We start from the raw sequence: 16,114 nt of genomic DNA, 5'->3' as shown, positions 1-16,114 counted from the left end.
ACGTGACCATCAAGGACAAGACAGCAGACATCCCGGCGCCCCGCGCCGGGGGGTCGGACGACGCACCGCTCCTCGAAGTGCGCGACCTGCACGTGGAGTTCCACACGCGTGACGGTGTCGCCAAGGCCGTCAACGGTGTGAACTACAGCGTGGACTCCGGCGAGACCCTGGCCGTGCTCGGTGAGTCCGGTTCCGGCAAGTCCGTGACCGCCCAGGCGATCATGGGCATTCTCGACATGCCGCCCGGCAAGATCCCGCAGGGCCAGATCCTGTACCGCGGCCAGGACATGCTCACCATGAGCTACGAGGAGCGGCGGAAGATCCGTGGCCAGAAGATCGCGATGATCTTCCAGGACGCGCTCTCCTCGCTCAACCCCGTGCTCTCGGTCGGCTACCAGCTCGGCGAGATGTTCCGTGTCCACCAGGGACTCTCCAAGAAGCAGGCCAAGCTCAAGGCCATCGAGCTGATGGAGCGGGTCAAGATCCCCGCCGCCAAGCAGCGGGTCGGCGACTATCCGCACCAGTTCTCCGGCGGTATGCGCCAGCGCATCATGATCGCCATGGCACTGGCGCTGGAGCCGGACCTGATCATCGCGGACGAGCCGACCACCGCGCTCGACGTGACGGTCCAGGCCCAGGTCATGGACCTGCTCAAGGAGCTCCAGACCGAGTTCAACATGGGTCTGATCCTGATCACCCACGACCTCGGCGTCGTCGCCGACGTCGCGGACAAGATCGCGGTCATGTACGCGGGCCGGATCGTCGAGACGGCGCCGGTGCACGAGCTCTACAAGCGGCCCGCGCACCCGTACACCCGCGGTCTGCTCGACTCGATCCCGCGCCTCGACCAGAAGGGTCAGGAGCTCTACGCGATCAAGGGTCTGCCGCCCAACCTGCTCAAGATTCCGTCCGGCTGCGCCTTCAACCCGAGGTGCCCCAAGGCCGAGGACATCTGCCGCACGGACATTCCGGCTCTGGTCCCGGTGTCCGAGCAGGACGGCAGCGAGCTGCCCGGCCGCGGCAGCGCGTGCCACTTCTGGAAGGAGACGATCCATGGCTGAGCTCGACAAGACGGACGGGTCCATGGACGCCACCCCGAACGTCACCGAGGTCGTGACCGTCGACGCCACGGACGAGTCGTCCGCGGTCGCCGCGATCGAGGCCCCGGTGGAGCGCGGTGAACCGATCCTCCAGGTGCGCAATCTGGTCAAGCACTTCCCGCTGAGCCAGGGCATCCTGTTCAAGCGCCAGGTCGGCGCGGTCAAGGCCGTGGACGGGGTCTCCTTCGACCTCTACCAGGGCGAGACGCTCGGCATCGTCGGCGAGTCCGGCTGTGGCAAGTCCACGGTCGCGCGGCTGCTGATGGCGCTGGAGACGGCCACGTCCGGCGAGGTCTTCTACAAGGGCCAGGACATCACCCGGCTGTCCGGCCGCGCGCTGAAGGCGGTCCGCCGGAACATCCAGATGGTGTTCCAGGACCCCTACACCTCGCTGAACCCGCGCATGACGGTCGGCGACATCATCGGCGAGCCCTTCGACATCCACCCCGAGGTGGCCCCGAAGGGCGACCGGCGGGCCAAGGTCCAGGAGCTGCTGGACGTCGTCGGCCTCAACCCGGAGTACATCAACCGCTATCCGCACCAGTTCTCCGGCGGTCAGCGCCAGCGCATCGGCATCGCCCGCGGCCTCGCGCTCAACCCGGAGATCATCATCTGCGACGAGCCGGTCTCCGCGCTCGACGTGTCGGTGCAGGCGCAGGTCATCAACCTGATGGAGAAGCTCCAGGACGAGTTCAACCTCTCCTACGTCTTCATCGCGCACGACCTGTCGATCGTCCGGCACATCTCCGACCGGGTCGGCGTGATGTACCTCGGCAAGATGGCCGAGATCGGTACGGACGCGGAGATCTACGACCACCCGACGCACCCCTACACCCAGGCGCTGCTGTCGGCGGTCCCGGTCCCGGACCCCGCGGCCCGTGAGCGCGGCGAGCGGATCATCCTCACCGGTGACGTCCCGTCGCCGGCGAACCCGCCGTCGGGCTGCCGCTTCCGTACGCGGTGCTGGAAGGCCCAGGACAAGTGCTCCACGGAGCTGCCGCTGCTGGCCGTCCCCGAGCGCTTCAAGGGCTCGGACACCCCCGCGGCACACGAGTCGGCCTGCCACTTCGCCGAGGAGAAGGACATCGTCGGCGCGGCTTCGTAGTACGGCCCGAACGACGCGGAAGCGCCCGGAACCGATCGGTTCCGGGCGCTTCTTCCTTTTCCCGGAACCGGGCTCGCAGGTGGCTCGGGTCAATGGGCTCACGTGCTCGGTTCCTCGGGACCGGGGAGCCCCGCGTCCGGGAACCGATCGGGTCCCTGTCCGCGAGGCGCCCCGGGGGCCGGGGCTGGGGTGTCAGGCCCCGGCCGTGGGGTCTTCGGTGGTCTTGTCGAGCTTCGGCCCGGACGGGGCCGTACGGGCCTTCGGGACGGCCGCGACGGACTGCGCGTCCTCGGGGTAGTGGCAGGCCGTCAGATGGCCTTCCCGGCTGCCCTCCACCCGTACCAGCGGCGGGGCCTCGCTCGCGCACTTGTCCGTCGCCTTCCAGCAACGGGTACGGAAGCGGCAGCCCGACGGCGGGTTGACCGGGGAGGGGACGTCGCCGGTGAGCAGGATGCGCTCGCGGGCCGGCGTCTCGTCGGCGGTCGCCTCGGGCACGGCCGAGAGCAGCGCCCGGGTGTACGGGTGACGCGGGTTGCCGTACAGGTCCTCGCGGTCGGCGATCTCCACGATCCTGCCGAGGTACATGACCGCGACGCGCTGCGAGAAGTGGCGCACGATGGCCAGGTCGTGGGCGATGAACAGGAACGCGATGCCGAGTTCCTTCTGCAGCTTCTGCAGCAGGTTCACCACCTGGGCCTGGATCGACACGTCCAGCGCCGAGACCGGCTCGTCGGCCACGATCAGCTTCGGCTCCAGGGCGAGCGCGCGGGCCACCCCGATGCGCTGGCGCTGACCGCCGGAGAACTCGTGCGGGAAGCGGTTGTAGTGCTCCGGGTTGAGCCCGACGGTCTCCAGCAGCTCCCGCACCCGCGCCTCGCGGCCGCCGGCGGGGTTGATGTCGTTGATCTCCATCGGCGCGGTGATGATCTTGCCGACGGTCTGCCGCGGGTTCAGCGAGGCGTACGGGTCCTGGAAGATCATCTGGATCTCGGAGCGGACCGGCGCCAGCTGCTTGCGCGAGGCGTGGGTGATGTCCTGCCCGCGGTACGAGATCGTGCCGGCCGTCGGCTCCAGGAGCCGGGTGATCAGCCGGCCCGTGGTCGACTTGCCACAGCCGGACTCGCCGACCAGGCCCAGGCTCTCGCCCTCGGCGACGCTGAAGTCCAGCCCGTCGACGGCTTGCACCGCGCCGACCGTCCGCCGGATCGGGAAGCCGCCCTTGATCGGGAAGTGCTTGGTGAGTCCGGAGACGTCCAGGAGGGGATCTTTGCTGCTCATGGTGGGGAAGTCCCGTCTCGTGTACGTCAGTTGGGCCGGGTGCCGGCGAAGTCTGCGAAGAACTCGGCGCGCTGCTCCGTGGTGAGGTGGCAGGCGGCGCCGCGCCCGGCGGTGAGCTCCAGCGGCGGCTGGTCCGTCGCGCAGCGCTTGCCGCCGACCTGCTCGGTGAACGTGCACCGGGGGTGGAAGCGGCAGCCGGTCGGCGGGTTGAGGAGGCTCGGCGGGGAGCCGGGAATCGGCGACAGCGGTACGTCGACCGGCCCTTCGAGGCTCGGCATCGAACCCAGCAGGCCCCAGGTGTACGGGTGCTGGGGCTTCCTCAGCACTTCCTTCTTCGTACCGCGCTCCACACAGCGCCCGCCGTACATCACCAGCACGTCGTCCGCGATGTCGGCGATGACGCCGAGGTCGTGGGTGATGAAGATGATCGAGGTGCCGGTCTCCTGCTGGAGCTCCTTGAGCAGGTCCATGATCTGGGCCTGCACGGTGACGTCCAGCGCGGTGGTCGGCTCGTCCGCGATCAGCAGCTCCGGGTCGCAGACCAGTGCCATGGCGATCATCGCGCGCTGGCGCATACCGCCGGAGAACTGGTGCGGATAGTCGTCCACCCGCAGATCCGGCTGGGGGATGCCCACCTTGGTGAGCATCTCGACGGCGCGCGCCCTGGACTCCCGCTTGGAGGCGCCGGTGTGCTTGCGGTACGTCTCGCCGATCTGCTTGCCGATGGTGTGGTACGGCGACAGCGAGGCCAGGGCGTCCTGGAAGATCATCGCCATCTTGTTGCCGCGCAGCCGCTCCAGCTCCCGCTCCGACGCGGCCAGCAGATCCTGCCCGTCGAGGAGGATCTCGCCCTCGATCTCGGTGTGGTCGGGGTGGTGCAGGCCGAGGATGGTCAGGTTGGTGACGGACTTGCCGGAACCGGACTCGCCGACGATACCGAGCGTCTTGCCCTTCTCGACGTCGAAGGACAGCCCGTCGACGGCCTTGACCATGCCGTCTTCGGTGGAGAAGTGCACGCGCAGATCGCGTACGGAGAGGAAGGGGGTGCTCACTGGATCTCTCCCTAGGCGAGGCGGACGCGTGGATCGATGAGGGCGTAGACGGCGTCGACGATGATGTTGAAGACGACGATCGCTCCTGCCGCGACCAGGACGACTCCGAGCAGCAGGGGCAGGTCGTTGTCGTTCACCGCCTTGACGGAGAGAGCGCCGATGCCGTGCAGGCCGAAGGTTTTCTCGGTGATGATCGCGCCGCCGAACAGCACGCCGATATCGAGGCCGAAGATGGTGATGATCGGGCCCATGGCCCCGCGCCAGGCGAATCTGAAGAACACCGTGCGCCGGGACAGGCCCTTGGCGCGTGCGGTGCGTACGTAGTCCTCGCTCAGCGTTTCGACGAGCTGGGAGCGTGCCATACGGGTGTAGTTGGCGGTGAAGATCAGCGCCAGCACCAGCCAGGGCAGCAGCAGTCCGGAGAACCAGGCGGACGGGCTCTCGGTGAAGGGGACGTCCTTGGGGCGGCTCAGGATGTGCCACTGGTCCGCGAGGTAGTACATGGCGACCACGCCGACGATGTAGATCTGCATCGAGGAACCGATCAGCGACGCCGAGGAAGCGATCTTGTCCAGCGCCTTGCCCTGCTTGACCGCGGCGAGCATGCCGGTGCCCACACCGAAGATCACGAAGACGACCGCGCTGCCGAGGGAGAGGGAGAGCGTGGTCGGGAAGCGGTCCAGGATGGTGCCGAGGACCGGCTCACGGTTGTGGAAGGAGTAGCCCAGGCACGGTGCCGGGCAGTGTCCGAAGGAGCTGTAGTCCCGGCCGACGAACACGGCCTGCAGCCAGTGCCAGTACTGCACGGGCAGCGGGTCGGATATGCCGAGGTTGTGTCTGACCAGTGCCAGCGTCTCGGGTGTGCACACCTTGCCGCAGGCCACACGCGCTGGGTCGCGGGGCGCGACGTAGAAGAGGACGAAAGTGATGGCACTGATGATCAGCAGGATGACCAGTGCGCCGATTGCCCGGCGGATGAGGAAGCGGAACATGGCGATGGATTTCCCTGGCAGACGCCGACGAGGGGGAGTGGAGCGGGCGGGGCGCCGCACGGGCGCCCCGCCTCAGGAGTGTGGGCGTCAGGCCTTCACGAACAGCTTGTAGAAGACGGCCGAGGACCACAGCGGGTGGAACATGGCGCCGCCGACCTTCTCGCCGTAGAGGTAGAAACGGCGCTGGAACGTCTCGGGGATGATCGGCGCCTCCTCCGTCATGATCCGCTTGTCCAGCGCGGCCCAGGCCTTGCCGGCCTCCGTCGGGTCGGCGATGGTGACGTTCTTCTTGATCGCCTCGTTGACCCAGTCGACGTTCAGCTGCGAGATGTTGTTGGCGCCGTTGGCGATCGTGCCGCCGTCGAACAGCGGCTGCATCAGCGTGTAGCCGGTCGGCCAGTCCGGGGACCAGCCGAACCACATCACGTCGAACTGGTTGTCGATCTGCTGGATCTGGTCGTAGTAGCTGGTGGAGTCCAGCGGCTTGATGACCGGGGTGAAACCGGCCGCCTTGAGGGCGTTCTCGATGACGACCTTGGTCTTGTTGTAGTTGTTGCCCGAGGGGAAGGCGTAGACGACCTTCTGGCCCTCCTTGCCGGCCTCCTTCAGCAGCTTCTTCGCCGCCTCCGGGTCGCCCTGCGGCTTCTTCAGCTTGCCGTAGACGTCGTCCTTGGCGTAGCCGACGATGTCGGGGCTCAGGATGGAGGTCGCGTAGTCACCGGCCGAGGGACCACCGTAGATCTTGCGGATCTGCTCCAGCGGCCAGGCGTGGATGATGGCCTGACGCACCTTCAGGTCGGTGATCCGCTTGGTGTTGATCGCGTAGTAGTAGATGCCGGTCAGCAGGCCGTTGAAGGTGCGCTTCTTCAGCTCGGGGTCGGTGAGGACCTTCTGGATGCGCTCGGCCGGGACGCCGCTGTACGCCATGACCGCGTACTTGTCGTCGCCGTCGTCGGCGATCAGACGGTCGGCGGCCTGGAGCGACTCGGGGCCGAACTCGTAGACGAAGCTGTCCGGGTACGCGTTGCGGATCGAGTCCGTGTTGGGGTCCCAGTGCGGGTTGCGCACCAGCGTCATCGACTTGTCGATGGCGTGCGCCTTGATGCGGTACGGACCGCACGAGACCGGGTCCTTGTCGTACTTCTCCTTGGTGTCGCCCTTGACCGGGACGGCGCCGTAGGAGGTCATCGCCAGGGTGAAGTTGAGGTCCGGACGGGCCTCGGCCAGCTTGAAGGTGATCGTCTTCGCCTTGGCGTCGGTCACGACCGAGTCGAGGTGCTTGCCGCCGAACGGGCCCTTGTACTTCGAGCGGAAGTCGGCCGTGCCGGTCAGCGCGGTCTGGGCGTAGCCGGCGCCCTCGGTGGTGAAGCTGGCGAAGCCGCGCTCGATGCCGTGGCGCACGTCATCGATGGTGAGCTCCTTGCCGTCCTCCCACTTCAGACCGTCCTTCAGGGTGAAGGTCCAGGTCTTGCCGCCGTCGGACATGGTGCCCGCGTCGGTGGCGAGGTCGCCGACCAGCTTCATCGTGCCGTCCGACGCGATCTTGTAACCGGTCAGGCTGCGGATGAAGAGGTCACCTATCGCGGAGTTCCACGAGAAGTAGATGCGCTGCGGGTCCAGGTGCGAGAAGTCGTCCGGGGCGATGCCGCGGATCGTGCCGCCCTTCTTCGCGCCCGGGACCTCGGCGGCCGGACCGGTGGAGTCGGCCTTCGTGCCGACGACGACCGAGCCGGTGTACTTGTCGGCACCGCCGTGTCCGGCGCCGCCGCTCTTCTTGGTCGAGCTGCCGCTGCTGCACGCGGAGAGGACCATCGAACCGCCGGCGGCGACCGACGTGGCGATGACGAAGTTTCTGCGGGAAAGGGACATGGCTTCCTGCTCTGGTCGATGGAGAGAGACGTTCGATCCGGTGGGCCCCGTCGCCCGGCCGGAGGAAGTGCGGTTCAGCGCTTGGTCTTCGGGTCCAGTGCGTCACGCACCGAGTCGCCCAGCAGGTTGAAGGCGATGACGAAGATCACCATCGTGACGCCGGGGAAGAGCATGAACGTGATGTCGCTCTGGTAGACGTCCGATCCGCGCTGGATCATCACGCCCCAGTCGGGTGTCGGGTCGGTGAGCCCGACGCCGAGGAAGGCGAGGCCCGCTTCCGCCGTGACGTAGGCGGGCAGCGCGAGCGTGGCCTGGATGAGGATCGGCGTCCAGAGGTTGGGCAGCAGTTCCTTGAAGATGATCCGCGCCGGGGAGGCGCCGGTCACCCTGGCCGCCTCGACGAACTCGCGCTCGCGCAGGGCGAGTACCTCGCCGCGCAGCAGTCGTGCGATGGACGCCCAGCCGAAGGCGGTCATGACCGAGATGAGGCTGACGACGGTCAGCCAGATCGGGGTGTTCTCGTCCGGAGCGACCAGGATCGAGAGCATCACCGGCCAGAAGGCGATGAAGAAGAGCGTGGAGGGGAAGGCCAGCAGGATGTCGATGACCCGGCCCACGAGGTAGTCGGTCTTGCCGCCCAGATAGCCCGCGGTGATGCCGACGGCGATGCCGATCACCGTCACCAGCAGGGTGGTTGCCGCGGCGATGAGCAGGGAGTTGCGGATGCCGTAGAGCAGGAAGGTGAAGACGTCCCGGCCGAGACCCGGCTCGATGCCGAACCAGAAGTCGCCGCTGATACCGCCGTTGGGCAGCATCGGGGAGCCGAATTCGTCCAGCAGGCTGGTGTCGTTCTGCCCGTACGTCGTGTACGGGTCCTTGCCGTACAGCTTCGCGATCAGTGGCGCGCAGACGGCGATCACGAAGAAGAAAATGACCACATAGGCCGAAATCACGCCCGTACGGTCGCGCTTGAAGCGCAGCCAGGCCATCTTGCCCGGTGAGCGGCCGTTGTCGCCCTTGGACGCGGACGGGCCCGCTGGGGACTGCGGCTTCGCGTCCTCCACCTCAACGGGGGTGGCGGCTTGCGGCGTTGGAATCGTCATGGTGCTCCTGGCCCGGAGGGTCGAAGGACTCCGCAGGGCAACACCTACGGGCTACCCGGACTTTTTCAACGCAATTCATGCAGGGTCAATGAATGTCCGACGCCCTTGGTGCGCTCTTTGGAAATTTGACCAATACATGACCTTTGCAAGGGCGTGGCTTTGCTTCCGTTTGGCTTTTTCGAAGGAGTGTTCGCGACTTAATGGGCGAAGTCCGGCAATGAGTCCGATATACGGGCGCCAGTGTCTCGGAATACGTACATCCGATCGGGTCGGCTCGCGGTCGATGCGTATTCGATGCTCGGCCGTTATCGCTCCGGTGCCTCTCAGGTCCGTGCCCGGAGCTTCTCCGGTCGCGAAGTGCCACTCGAATCGGCTCCGGCGCGCCCGAATGGGTGGAGTAAATATGCGTTATGTCCCTTGCGCGGTGATATTTGACCCTAAGTGAGACGGAGCACTACGAGGAGGCACTCCATGCGCGGAGCCACACAGGCCAAGTGGGCCGCATGTGCGGTGGTCGTCGCCCTGGCGGCGACGGCATGTGGCGGCGGGGGCAGTAGCAGTGGTGGCGGTGGGGGGAACGGGATCGTGAGCTCTTCCTGGGGTGACCCGCAGAACCCGCTCGAACCCGCGAACACCAACGAGGTGCAGGGCGGCAAGGTCCTCGACATGATCTTCCGGGGGCTCAAGAGGTACGACCCGAAGACCGGCGCGGCCACCAACATGCTCGCCGAGAAGATCGAGTCCAAGGACAACCAGAACTTCACGGTCACCGTGAAGGACGGCTGGACCTTCAGCAACGGCGAGAAGATCACCGCGAAGTCGTTCGTGGACGCCTGGAACTACGGAGCCCAGCTGAAGAACAATCAGAAGAACGCCTACTTCTTCGGCTACATCGACGGCTACAGCAAGGTCCACCCCGATACCGGCAGCGCCAAGGCCGCCACACTCTCCGGCCTCAAGGTCGTCGACGACAAGACGTTCAAGGTCAAGCTGTCGCAGAAGTTCTCCCTCTGGCCGGACACCCTCGGCTACCCGGCCTTCGCCCCGCTGCCCAAGGCCTTCTTCACCGACCACGCCGCCTGGGTGTCCAAGCCGATCGGCAACGGGCCGTACACCGTCGACAAGTACACCAAGGGCTCGTCGATGAACCTGCGCAAGTGGGACAAGTACCCCGGGGACGACAAGGCGCAGAACGGTGGCATCGACCTCAAGGTCTACACCGACAACAACACCGCCTACACGGACCTGACGGCCGGCAACCTCGACCTCGTCGACGACGTGCCCGCCTCGCAGCTGAAGAACGTCAAGGCGGACCTCGGCGACCGGTACATCAACACCCCGGCCGGCATCATCCAGACCCTCGCCTTCCCCTTCTACGACAAGAAGTGGGACACCCCCGGCGGCATCAAGGTCCGCCAGGGCCTGTCGATGGCGATCAACCGTCAGCAGATCACCGATCAGATCTTCCAGAAGACCCGCACCCCCGCCTCCGACTGGACCTCCCCGGTCCTCGGCGCGGCGGGCGGCTTCAAGAAGGGGCTGTGCGGCGCGCCCTGCGAGTACAACGCGGCGAACGCCAAGAAGCTGATCCAGGAGGGCGGCGGCATCCCCGGCGGCCAGCTCAAGATCTCGTACAACGGCGACACCGGCTCCCACAAGGAGTGGGTCGACGCCGTCTGCAACAGCATCAACAAGGCGATGGGCAACAACAAGGCGTGCGTCGGCGCCCCGGTCGGCACCTTCGCCGACTTCCGCAGCCAGGTCTCCCAGCAGAAGCTGACCGGCGCCTGGCGGGCCGGCTGGCAGATGGACTACCCGCTCATCCAGAACTTTCTCCAGCCCGTGTACTACACCGACGCCTCGTCCAACGACGGCAAGTGGAGCAACAAGCAGTTCGACGGGCTCGTCGACAAGGCCAACGCCGAGTCCGACAAGGCCAAGGCCGTCTCGACCTTCCAGGACGCGGAGAAGGTCCTGGTCGCGCAGATGCCCGTCATCCCGCTCTGGTACCAGAACGGCAGCGCCGGCTACTCGGACCGGATCACCGACGTGTCGCTGAACCAGTTCAGCGTCCCGGTGTACGAGCAGATCAAGGTCAAGTGACCCGTGGAGGGTCTTTCGTTCGGATCAGGCCGGACCCCGCGAGCCCGGCCTGATCCAAACGAGAGGCCCTGCGGCCGGGTGGCCGGTGCGTTCCTGGCACCTGCCACCCGGCTTCCCCGTCCCCCGACGCGTCACTCCCCAGCCCCGAGCCTCTGACCACCGCGACCCCCGGAGCCCTTCATGGGACGTTATGTGATCCGGCGGCTGCTGCAGATGATCCCGGTCTTCTTCGGCACCACGCTGTTGATCTTCCTCATGGTGAATGTGATGGGCGACCCCATCGCGGGTCTCTGCGGCGAACGCCAGTGCGACCCGGCGACCGCAGCCCAACTCCGCTCGGAATTCGGCCTCGACAAGCCCGTCTGGCAGCAATACCTCACCTACATGGGCAATGTCTTCACCGGCGACTTCGGCACCGCGTTCAACGGGCAGAAGGTCACCGAGCTGATGGCCACTGCCTTCCCCATCACGATCCGGCTCACCGTCGTCGCGATCGTCTTCGAGGTCGTCATCGGCATCAGCCTCGGTGTCGTCACCGGTCTGCGCCGCGGTCGCCCCGTCGACACCACCGTGCTCATCCTGACCCTGGTCGTCATCTCCATCCCGACCTTCGTCACCGGCCTGCTGCTCCAGCTCCTCCTCGGAGTCGAGTGGGGCCTCATCAAACCCTCCGTCTCACCGGAGGCCCCCTTCAACGAGCTGCTGGTACCCGGGCTCGTCCTCGCCTCGGTCTCCCTGGCGTACGTCACCCGGCTCACCCGGACCTCGATCGCCGAGAACGCCCGCGCCGACTACGTCCGCACCGCCGTCGCCAAGGGCCTGCCCAGGCGCCGCGTCGTCATCCGGCACCTGCTGCGCAACTCACTGATCCCGGTCGTCACCTTCATCGGCACGGACGTGGGCGCCCTGATGGGCGGGGCGATCGTCACGGAGCGGATCTTCAACATCCACGGCGTCGGCTACCAGCTCTACCAGGGCATCCTGCGTCAGAACTCCCAGACCGTCGTCGGCTTCGTCACCATCCTCGTCCTCGTCTTCCTGGCGGCGAACCTGATCGTCGACCTGCTGTACGCCGTTCTCGACCCGAGGATCCGCTATGCCTGAGCAGACACCGGACGAGGCGATCTCGTCGGCCGGAGCAGGAGGCGTGATGGATCTCGCCCTGGAGGAGGGCACGACCCTCGAAAGGACACCGGGCGGCCCCGAGGGCACCGGCCCCGCCGAGAAGCCGCGCAGTCTGTGGTCCGACGCCTGGCGGGACCTGCGCCGCAACCCGGTCTTCATCATCTCCGCCCTGATCATCCTCTTCCTGGTGATCATCTCGATCTGGCCGTCGCTGATCGCCGACCAGGACCCCCTCGACTGCAACCTGGGCAAGGCCCAGGAGGGCTCTCAGCCCGGTCACCCCTTCGGCTTCGACGGACAGGGCTGCGACGTCTACACCCGTACCGTCTACGGAGCCAGGAACTCGGTCACCGTCGGCGTCTGCGCCACCCTCGGCGTCACCCTGCTCGGAGGTGTGCTCGGCGGACTCGCCGGGTTCTTCGGCGGCTTGTCGGACTCGATCCTCTCCCGCGTCACCGACGTCTTCTTCGGCATCCCGGTGGTCCTCGGCGGCCTGGTCTTCCTCTCCGTGGTCACCAGCTCCACCGTCTGGCCGGTGATCGGTTTCATCGTGCTGCTGGGCTGGCCGCAGATCGCCCGCATCGCCCGCGGCTCCGTGATCACCGCCAAACAGAACGACTACGTACAGGCGGCACGGGCGCTCGGCGCCTCCAACTCGCGGATGATGCTGCGCCACATCACCCCGAACGCCATCGCGCCGGTGATCGTCGTCGCGACCATCGCACTCGGTACGTACATCTCGCTGGAGGCGACGCTCTCGTTCCTCGGCGTCGGCCTGAAACCGCCGGCCGTCTCCTGGGGCATCGACATCTCCGCCGCGTCCCAGTACATCCGCAACGCCCCGCACATGCTGCTCTGGCCCGCCGGAGCCCTGGCGGTCACCGTGCTCGCCTTCATCATGCTCGGCGACGCGGTGCGCGACGCCCTCGACCCCAAGCTGCGCTGAGGAGCCCGCTGCCATGTTGCTCGAAGTGCGCGATCTGCACGTGGAGTTCCACACCCGCGACGGCATCGCCAAGGCCGTCAACGGGGTCGACTACTCGGTGGCCGAGGGCGAGACGCTGGCCGTCCTCGGCGAGTCCGGCTCCGGCAAGTCCGTCACCGCCCAGGCCATCATGGGCATCCTCGACATGCCCCCGGGAAAGATCAGCGGCGGCGAGATCCTCTTCAAGGACCGCGATCTGCTGAAGATGAAGAAGGACGAGCGCCGGAAGATCCGCGGCCAGGAGATGGCCATGATCTTCCAGGACGCGCTCTCCTCCCTCAACCCCGTGCTCAGCGTGGGGGAGCAGCTCGGTGAGATGTTCGTCGTGCACCGGGGGATGTCCCACAAGGACGCGAAGCTGAAGGCCGTCGAGCTGATGGACCGGGTCCGCATCCCGGCGGCGAAGGAACGCGTCGGGAACTACCCGCACCAGTTCTCCGGCGGCATGCGCCAGCGCATCATGATCGCCATGGCGATGGCGCTGGAGCCTTCGCTGATCATCGCGGACGAACCCACCACCGCCCTCGACGTGACCGTCCAGGCCCAGGTGATGGACCTGCTCGCCGAGCTCCAGCGCGAGCTGAACATGGGCCTGATCCTGATCACCCACGACCTGGGTGTGGTCGCGGACGTCGCCGACAAGATCGCCGTGATGTACGCGGGCCGGATCGTCGAATCCGCCCCGGTCCACGAGATCTACCGGGCGCCCGCCCACCCGTACACCAAGGGCCTGCTCCGGTCGATCCCGCGCCTGGACCAGAAGGGCCAGGAGCTGTACGCGATCAAGGGCCTGCCGCCCAACCTGCTGCACATCCCGCCCGGCTGCGCCTTCCACCCGCGCTGCCCGATGGCCCAGGAGATCTGCCGGGGCGAGGTGCCGCCGCTCTTCGAGGTGGCCGAGCACCGCGAGAGCGCCTGCTACTTCTGGAAGGAGACGCTCGATGCACGCTGACCACTCGGGGCGCAAGGAAGCGCGCGAAGAGGGCGAGAAGGCCCGCGTGCTGCTCGCCAAGTCACGGGCCGGGTCCGCCGCGGCGGGCGGCGAGCCGATCCTGGAGGTCCGCGACCTGGTCAAGTACTACCCGCTGACCCAGGGCATCCTGGTCAAGAAGCAGATCGGTGCGGTCAAGGCGGTCGACGGGGTCTCCTTCGACCTGGCGGCGGGCGAGACGCTCGGCATCGTGGGGGAGTCCGGCTGCGGCAAGTCGACTGTGGCGAGGATGCTGGTGCACCTGGAGCAGCCGACGGCCGGCTCGATCAAGTACAAGGGCGAGGACATCACCAAGCTGTCGGGGCGTGCCCTGAAGGCCGTGCGCCGCAACATCCAGATGGTGTTCCAGGACCCCTACACCTCGCTCAACCCGCGCATGACCGTCGGCGACATCATCGGGGAGCCGTACGAGATCCATCCCGAGGTGGCCCCGAAGGGCGAGCGGCGCCGGAAGGTCCAGGACCTGCTGGACGTGGTCGGGCTCAACCCGGAGTACCTCAACCGCTATCCGCACCAGTTCTCCGGCGGCCAGCGCCAGCGCATCGGCATCGCCCGCGGTCTCGCCCTGAACCCCGAGATCATCGTCGCCGACGAACCCGTCTCCGCCCTCGACGTCTCCGTGCAGGCGCAGGTCGTCAACCTGCTGGACCGGCTCCAGGCGGAGTTCGGGCTGAGTTACGTCTTCATCGCGCACGACCTGTCGATCGTCCGGCACATCTCCGACCGGGTCGGGGTGATGTATCTGGGCCGGATCGTCGAGATCGGCTCCGACGAACAGATCTACGACCACCCCACGCATCCGTACACCCAGGCGCTGCTGTCCGCCGTCCCGGTGCCGGATCCGATGGCCCGCGAGCACCGGGAGCGGATCATCCTGCACGGCGACGTCCCGTCGCCCGCCAACCCGCCCTCGGGCTGCCGCTTCCGCACCCGGTGCTGGAAGGCGCAGGAGCGGTGTGAACTGGAGGTGCCGCTGTTGGCGGTTCCGGCCGTCTTCCGGCTGACCGAGTCGCCGGCCGGGCACGACTCGGCCTGCCACTTCGCGGAGGAGAAGCAGGTGGTGCCGCCGGAGGGGCTGCTGGAGGCCCAGGGGGAGCAGGGGGAGTCGGCGGAGCAGGGGGAGCCGGCGGGCGAGGACGGGTCCTCGGACGGCGAGGTGGACGGCGAGGACGGGGCCGCGCCGTCCGGGAGCACCCGGGCCGGCTGACCACGGGCACGTTAACGCGTGGGCAACCCGGCCGTCCCACGTCCGATATACGAACCGGCCAGCATGGTCGGCGTACGGCCGTGCGGGTGCCGTGTACCGGCCGGGAGGCCGTCAAGTCCTCCCGGCCGGTTGCCCGTTCGAACACCACGCCGGTGAACCCCTTGTCCGGTCGACAGGCACGGTGGAGTATCGCTCGGGTGATACTCACTCGGGGGGCAAGGGTCACCGGCGCCGTTCTCTGCGCCGTGCTCGCGCTGATCGTCGCGGGCTGGCTCGTACGGGACCTCAGGGCGGCCGACGACATCGGGGCGCTGTGGCGCTACTGGGCCGGCTACTACGACCTGCGGCGCCCGATGATGCCCGTCACCTCGGCGTACGACGTGGTGCTGTTCGTGGTGTATCTCGTCGCCGCCGTCGCGGCCCTGCGCTCCTCGGCGGCCGCCGCGGTGCTGGTCGCGACCGGAGCGGTCACGATCGTCCTGCGGCTGCCCGGTCTCTGGAACATCGGTGAGTCCCGGATGGACGCCCGGTTCAGCGACGACCTCCGCACCCGCGCCCTGCTCTGCTTCTTCGCGGCGCTCGCGGCGGCCATCGCGCTGATCATCACCGCGGGGGCGGGCCGCAGGCCGCCCGGTGACTTCTCGGAACGCCTCCCGGCCCGGCCGGGGCAGGGCGCGGGGGTGGTCGCCTTCCTCTTCCTCGGCGTGGCGGGCGTGGTCGTGGCCGCCTGGGAGATCCGTCAGGCGGTGCGGCTCCCGGAGCTCTACCCGGACTGGATCGTGGGCGGGGACCGGATCACGCAGGGGCTGATCGACCCGCCGCCCGGCTGGTTCTCGGCGGTCCTGATACTGCTCTGCCTGTTCGCGGGCGTGAGCGCCCTGCTGCGCGCCGTGCACGCGCGGCCGTTCGGTCTGATCGCCGGGGCGCTGTTGCTGGTCGGTGGGGTGCTGGGGGTGGCCCGCACGGTCCACTACGAGCTGCTGAACCACTTCGGCGATCTGCGGGTCGAGGACCAACTCAACGTGCTGACCTGGTTCTTCGAGCTGATCGCCGGAGCCGTGGTGCTGCTGGTGCTGGCCAGGCCGGGCCCGGAGGAGCCCACCGCCCCGCCCGCATTGGGTTACGGGCAGGGGTACGGCTATCCGCAGCCCGGCGTCTATGGGCCGCCGCCCCCGTCCCAGCCGCCGCCCGGCTGGTGACGGGA

13 protein-coding genes are annotated in these 16,114 nt (G+C 67.6%); 8 read left to right on the top strand and 5 right to left on the bottom strand.

Going from position 1 to position 16,114, the window contains the following annotated elements; genetic code table 11:
• Positions 1-2 precede the first annotated feature (2 nt).
• Both OG520_RS13990 and OG520_RS13985 read left to right on the top strand, forming a co-directional pair.
• Positions 3-1,061, top strand: a complete 1,059-nt coding sequence (locus OG520_RS13990; RefSeq protein WP_266414759.1) for an ABC transporter ATP-binding protein — start codon at positions 3-5, stop codon at positions 1,059-1,061.
• On the top strand, positions 1,054-2,205 hold the full coding sequence (locus OG520_RS13985; RefSeq protein ID WP_406013378.1) for an ABC transporter ATP-binding protein: 1,152 nt from the start codon (positions 1,054-1,056) through the stop codon (positions 2,203-2,205). The genes OG520_RS13990 and OG520_RS13985 overlap by 8 nt, the downstream gene beginning before the upstream one ends.
• A 192-nt stretch (positions 2,206-2,397) precedes the next feature.
• Here the strand turns inward: OG520_RS13985 and OG520_RS13980 are convergent, their stop codons facing one another.
• The 5 genes from OG520_RS13980 to OG520_RS13960 all read right to left on the bottom strand — a co-directional run bounded on the left by OG520_RS13980 (position 2,398) and on the right by OG520_RS13960 (position 8,499).
• Positions 2,398-3,483 (bottom strand): ABC transporter ATP-binding protein, encoded by a 1,086-nt coding sequence (locus OG520_RS13980; RefSeq protein WP_385335741.1) that lies wholly within the window; start codon positions 3,481-3,483, stop codon positions 2,398-2,400.
• Between the two features lie 26 nt (positions 3,484-3,509).
• Entirely contained in the window at positions 3,510-4,475 is a 966-nt protein-coding gene (locus OG520_RS13975) for an ABC transporter ATP-binding protein (protein ID WP_266425444.1), read from the bottom strand.
• 71 nt (positions 4,476-4,546) lie between these two features.
• Complete coding sequence (locus tag OG520_RS13970; protein ID WP_406013377.1) at positions 4,547-5,527, bottom strand: ABC transporter permease; 981 nt, start codon at positions 5,525-5,527, stop codon at positions 4,547-4,549.
• 87 nt (positions 5,528-5,614) lie between these two features.
• Positions 5,615-7,396, bottom strand: a complete 1,782-nt coding sequence (locus tag OG520_RS13965) for an ABC transporter substrate-binding protein (protein WP_406013376.1) — start codon at positions 7,394-7,396, stop codon at positions 5,615-5,617.
• A gap of 74 nt (positions 7,397-7,470) precedes the next feature.
• Positions 7,471-8,499: an ABC transporter permease gene (locus tag OG520_RS13960; protein ID WP_406013375.1), complete on the bottom strand. Its 1,029-nt coding sequence runs from the start codon at positions 8,497-8,499 to the stop codon at positions 7,471-7,473.
• Positions 8,500-8,970: 471 nt separating this feature from the next.
• On the opposite strand from OG520_RS13960, the gene OG520_RS13955 reads away from it, so the two are divergent.
• The 6 genes from OG520_RS13955 to OG520_RS13930 all read left to right on the top strand — a co-directional run bounded on the left by OG520_RS13955 (position 8,971) and on the right by OG520_RS13930 (position 16,109).
• Positions 8,971-10,602 (top strand): ABC transporter substrate-binding protein, encoded by a 1,632-nt coding sequence (locus OG520_RS13955; RefSeq protein WP_406013374.1) that lies wholly within the window; start codon positions 8,971-8,973, stop codon positions 10,600-10,602.
• A gap of 180 nt (positions 10,603-10,782) precedes the next feature.
• Entirely contained in the window at positions 10,783-11,706 is a 924-nt protein-coding gene (locus OG520_RS13950) for an ABC transporter permease (RefSeq protein ID WP_266414747.1), read from the top strand.
• On the top strand, positions 11,699-12,673 hold the full coding sequence (locus OG520_RS13945) for an ABC transporter permease (RefSeq protein ID WP_266414746.1): 975 nt from the start codon (positions 11,699-11,701) through the stop codon (positions 12,671-12,673). Before OG520_RS13950 ends, OG520_RS13945 begins: the two co-directional genes overlap by 8 nt.
• 13 nt (positions 12,674-12,686) lie before the next feature.
• Complete coding sequence (locus OG520_RS13940) at positions 12,687-13,664, top strand: ABC transporter ATP-binding protein (RefSeq protein ID WP_406013373.1); 978 nt, start codon at positions 12,687-12,689, stop codon at positions 13,662-13,664.
• A complete protein-coding gene (locus OG520_RS13935) occupies positions 13,654-14,910 on the top strand; it encodes an ABC transporter ATP-binding protein (protein ID WP_406013372.1) in 1,257 nt (418 codons plus the stop codon). The genes OG520_RS13940 and OG520_RS13935 overlap by 11 nt, the downstream gene beginning before the upstream one ends.
• A 197-nt stretch (positions 14,911-15,107) precedes the next feature.
• Positions 15,108-16,109, top strand: coding sequence for a hypothetical protein (locus tag OG520_RS13930; RefSeq protein WP_406013371.1), 1,002 nt, complete (start codon positions 15,108-15,110; stop codon positions 16,107-16,109).
• Positions 16,110-16,114 lie beyond the last annotated feature (5 nt).

The sequence above is a fragment of the Streptomyces sp. NBC_00984 genome, assembly GCF_045162475.1.
GTDB lineage: Bacteria > Actinomycetota > Actinomycetes > Streptomycetales > Streptomycetaceae > Streptomyces.
The sequence above is the reverse complement of the archived record's forward strand: the minus strand, read 5'-3'. Positions and strand labels throughout refer to the sequence as shown.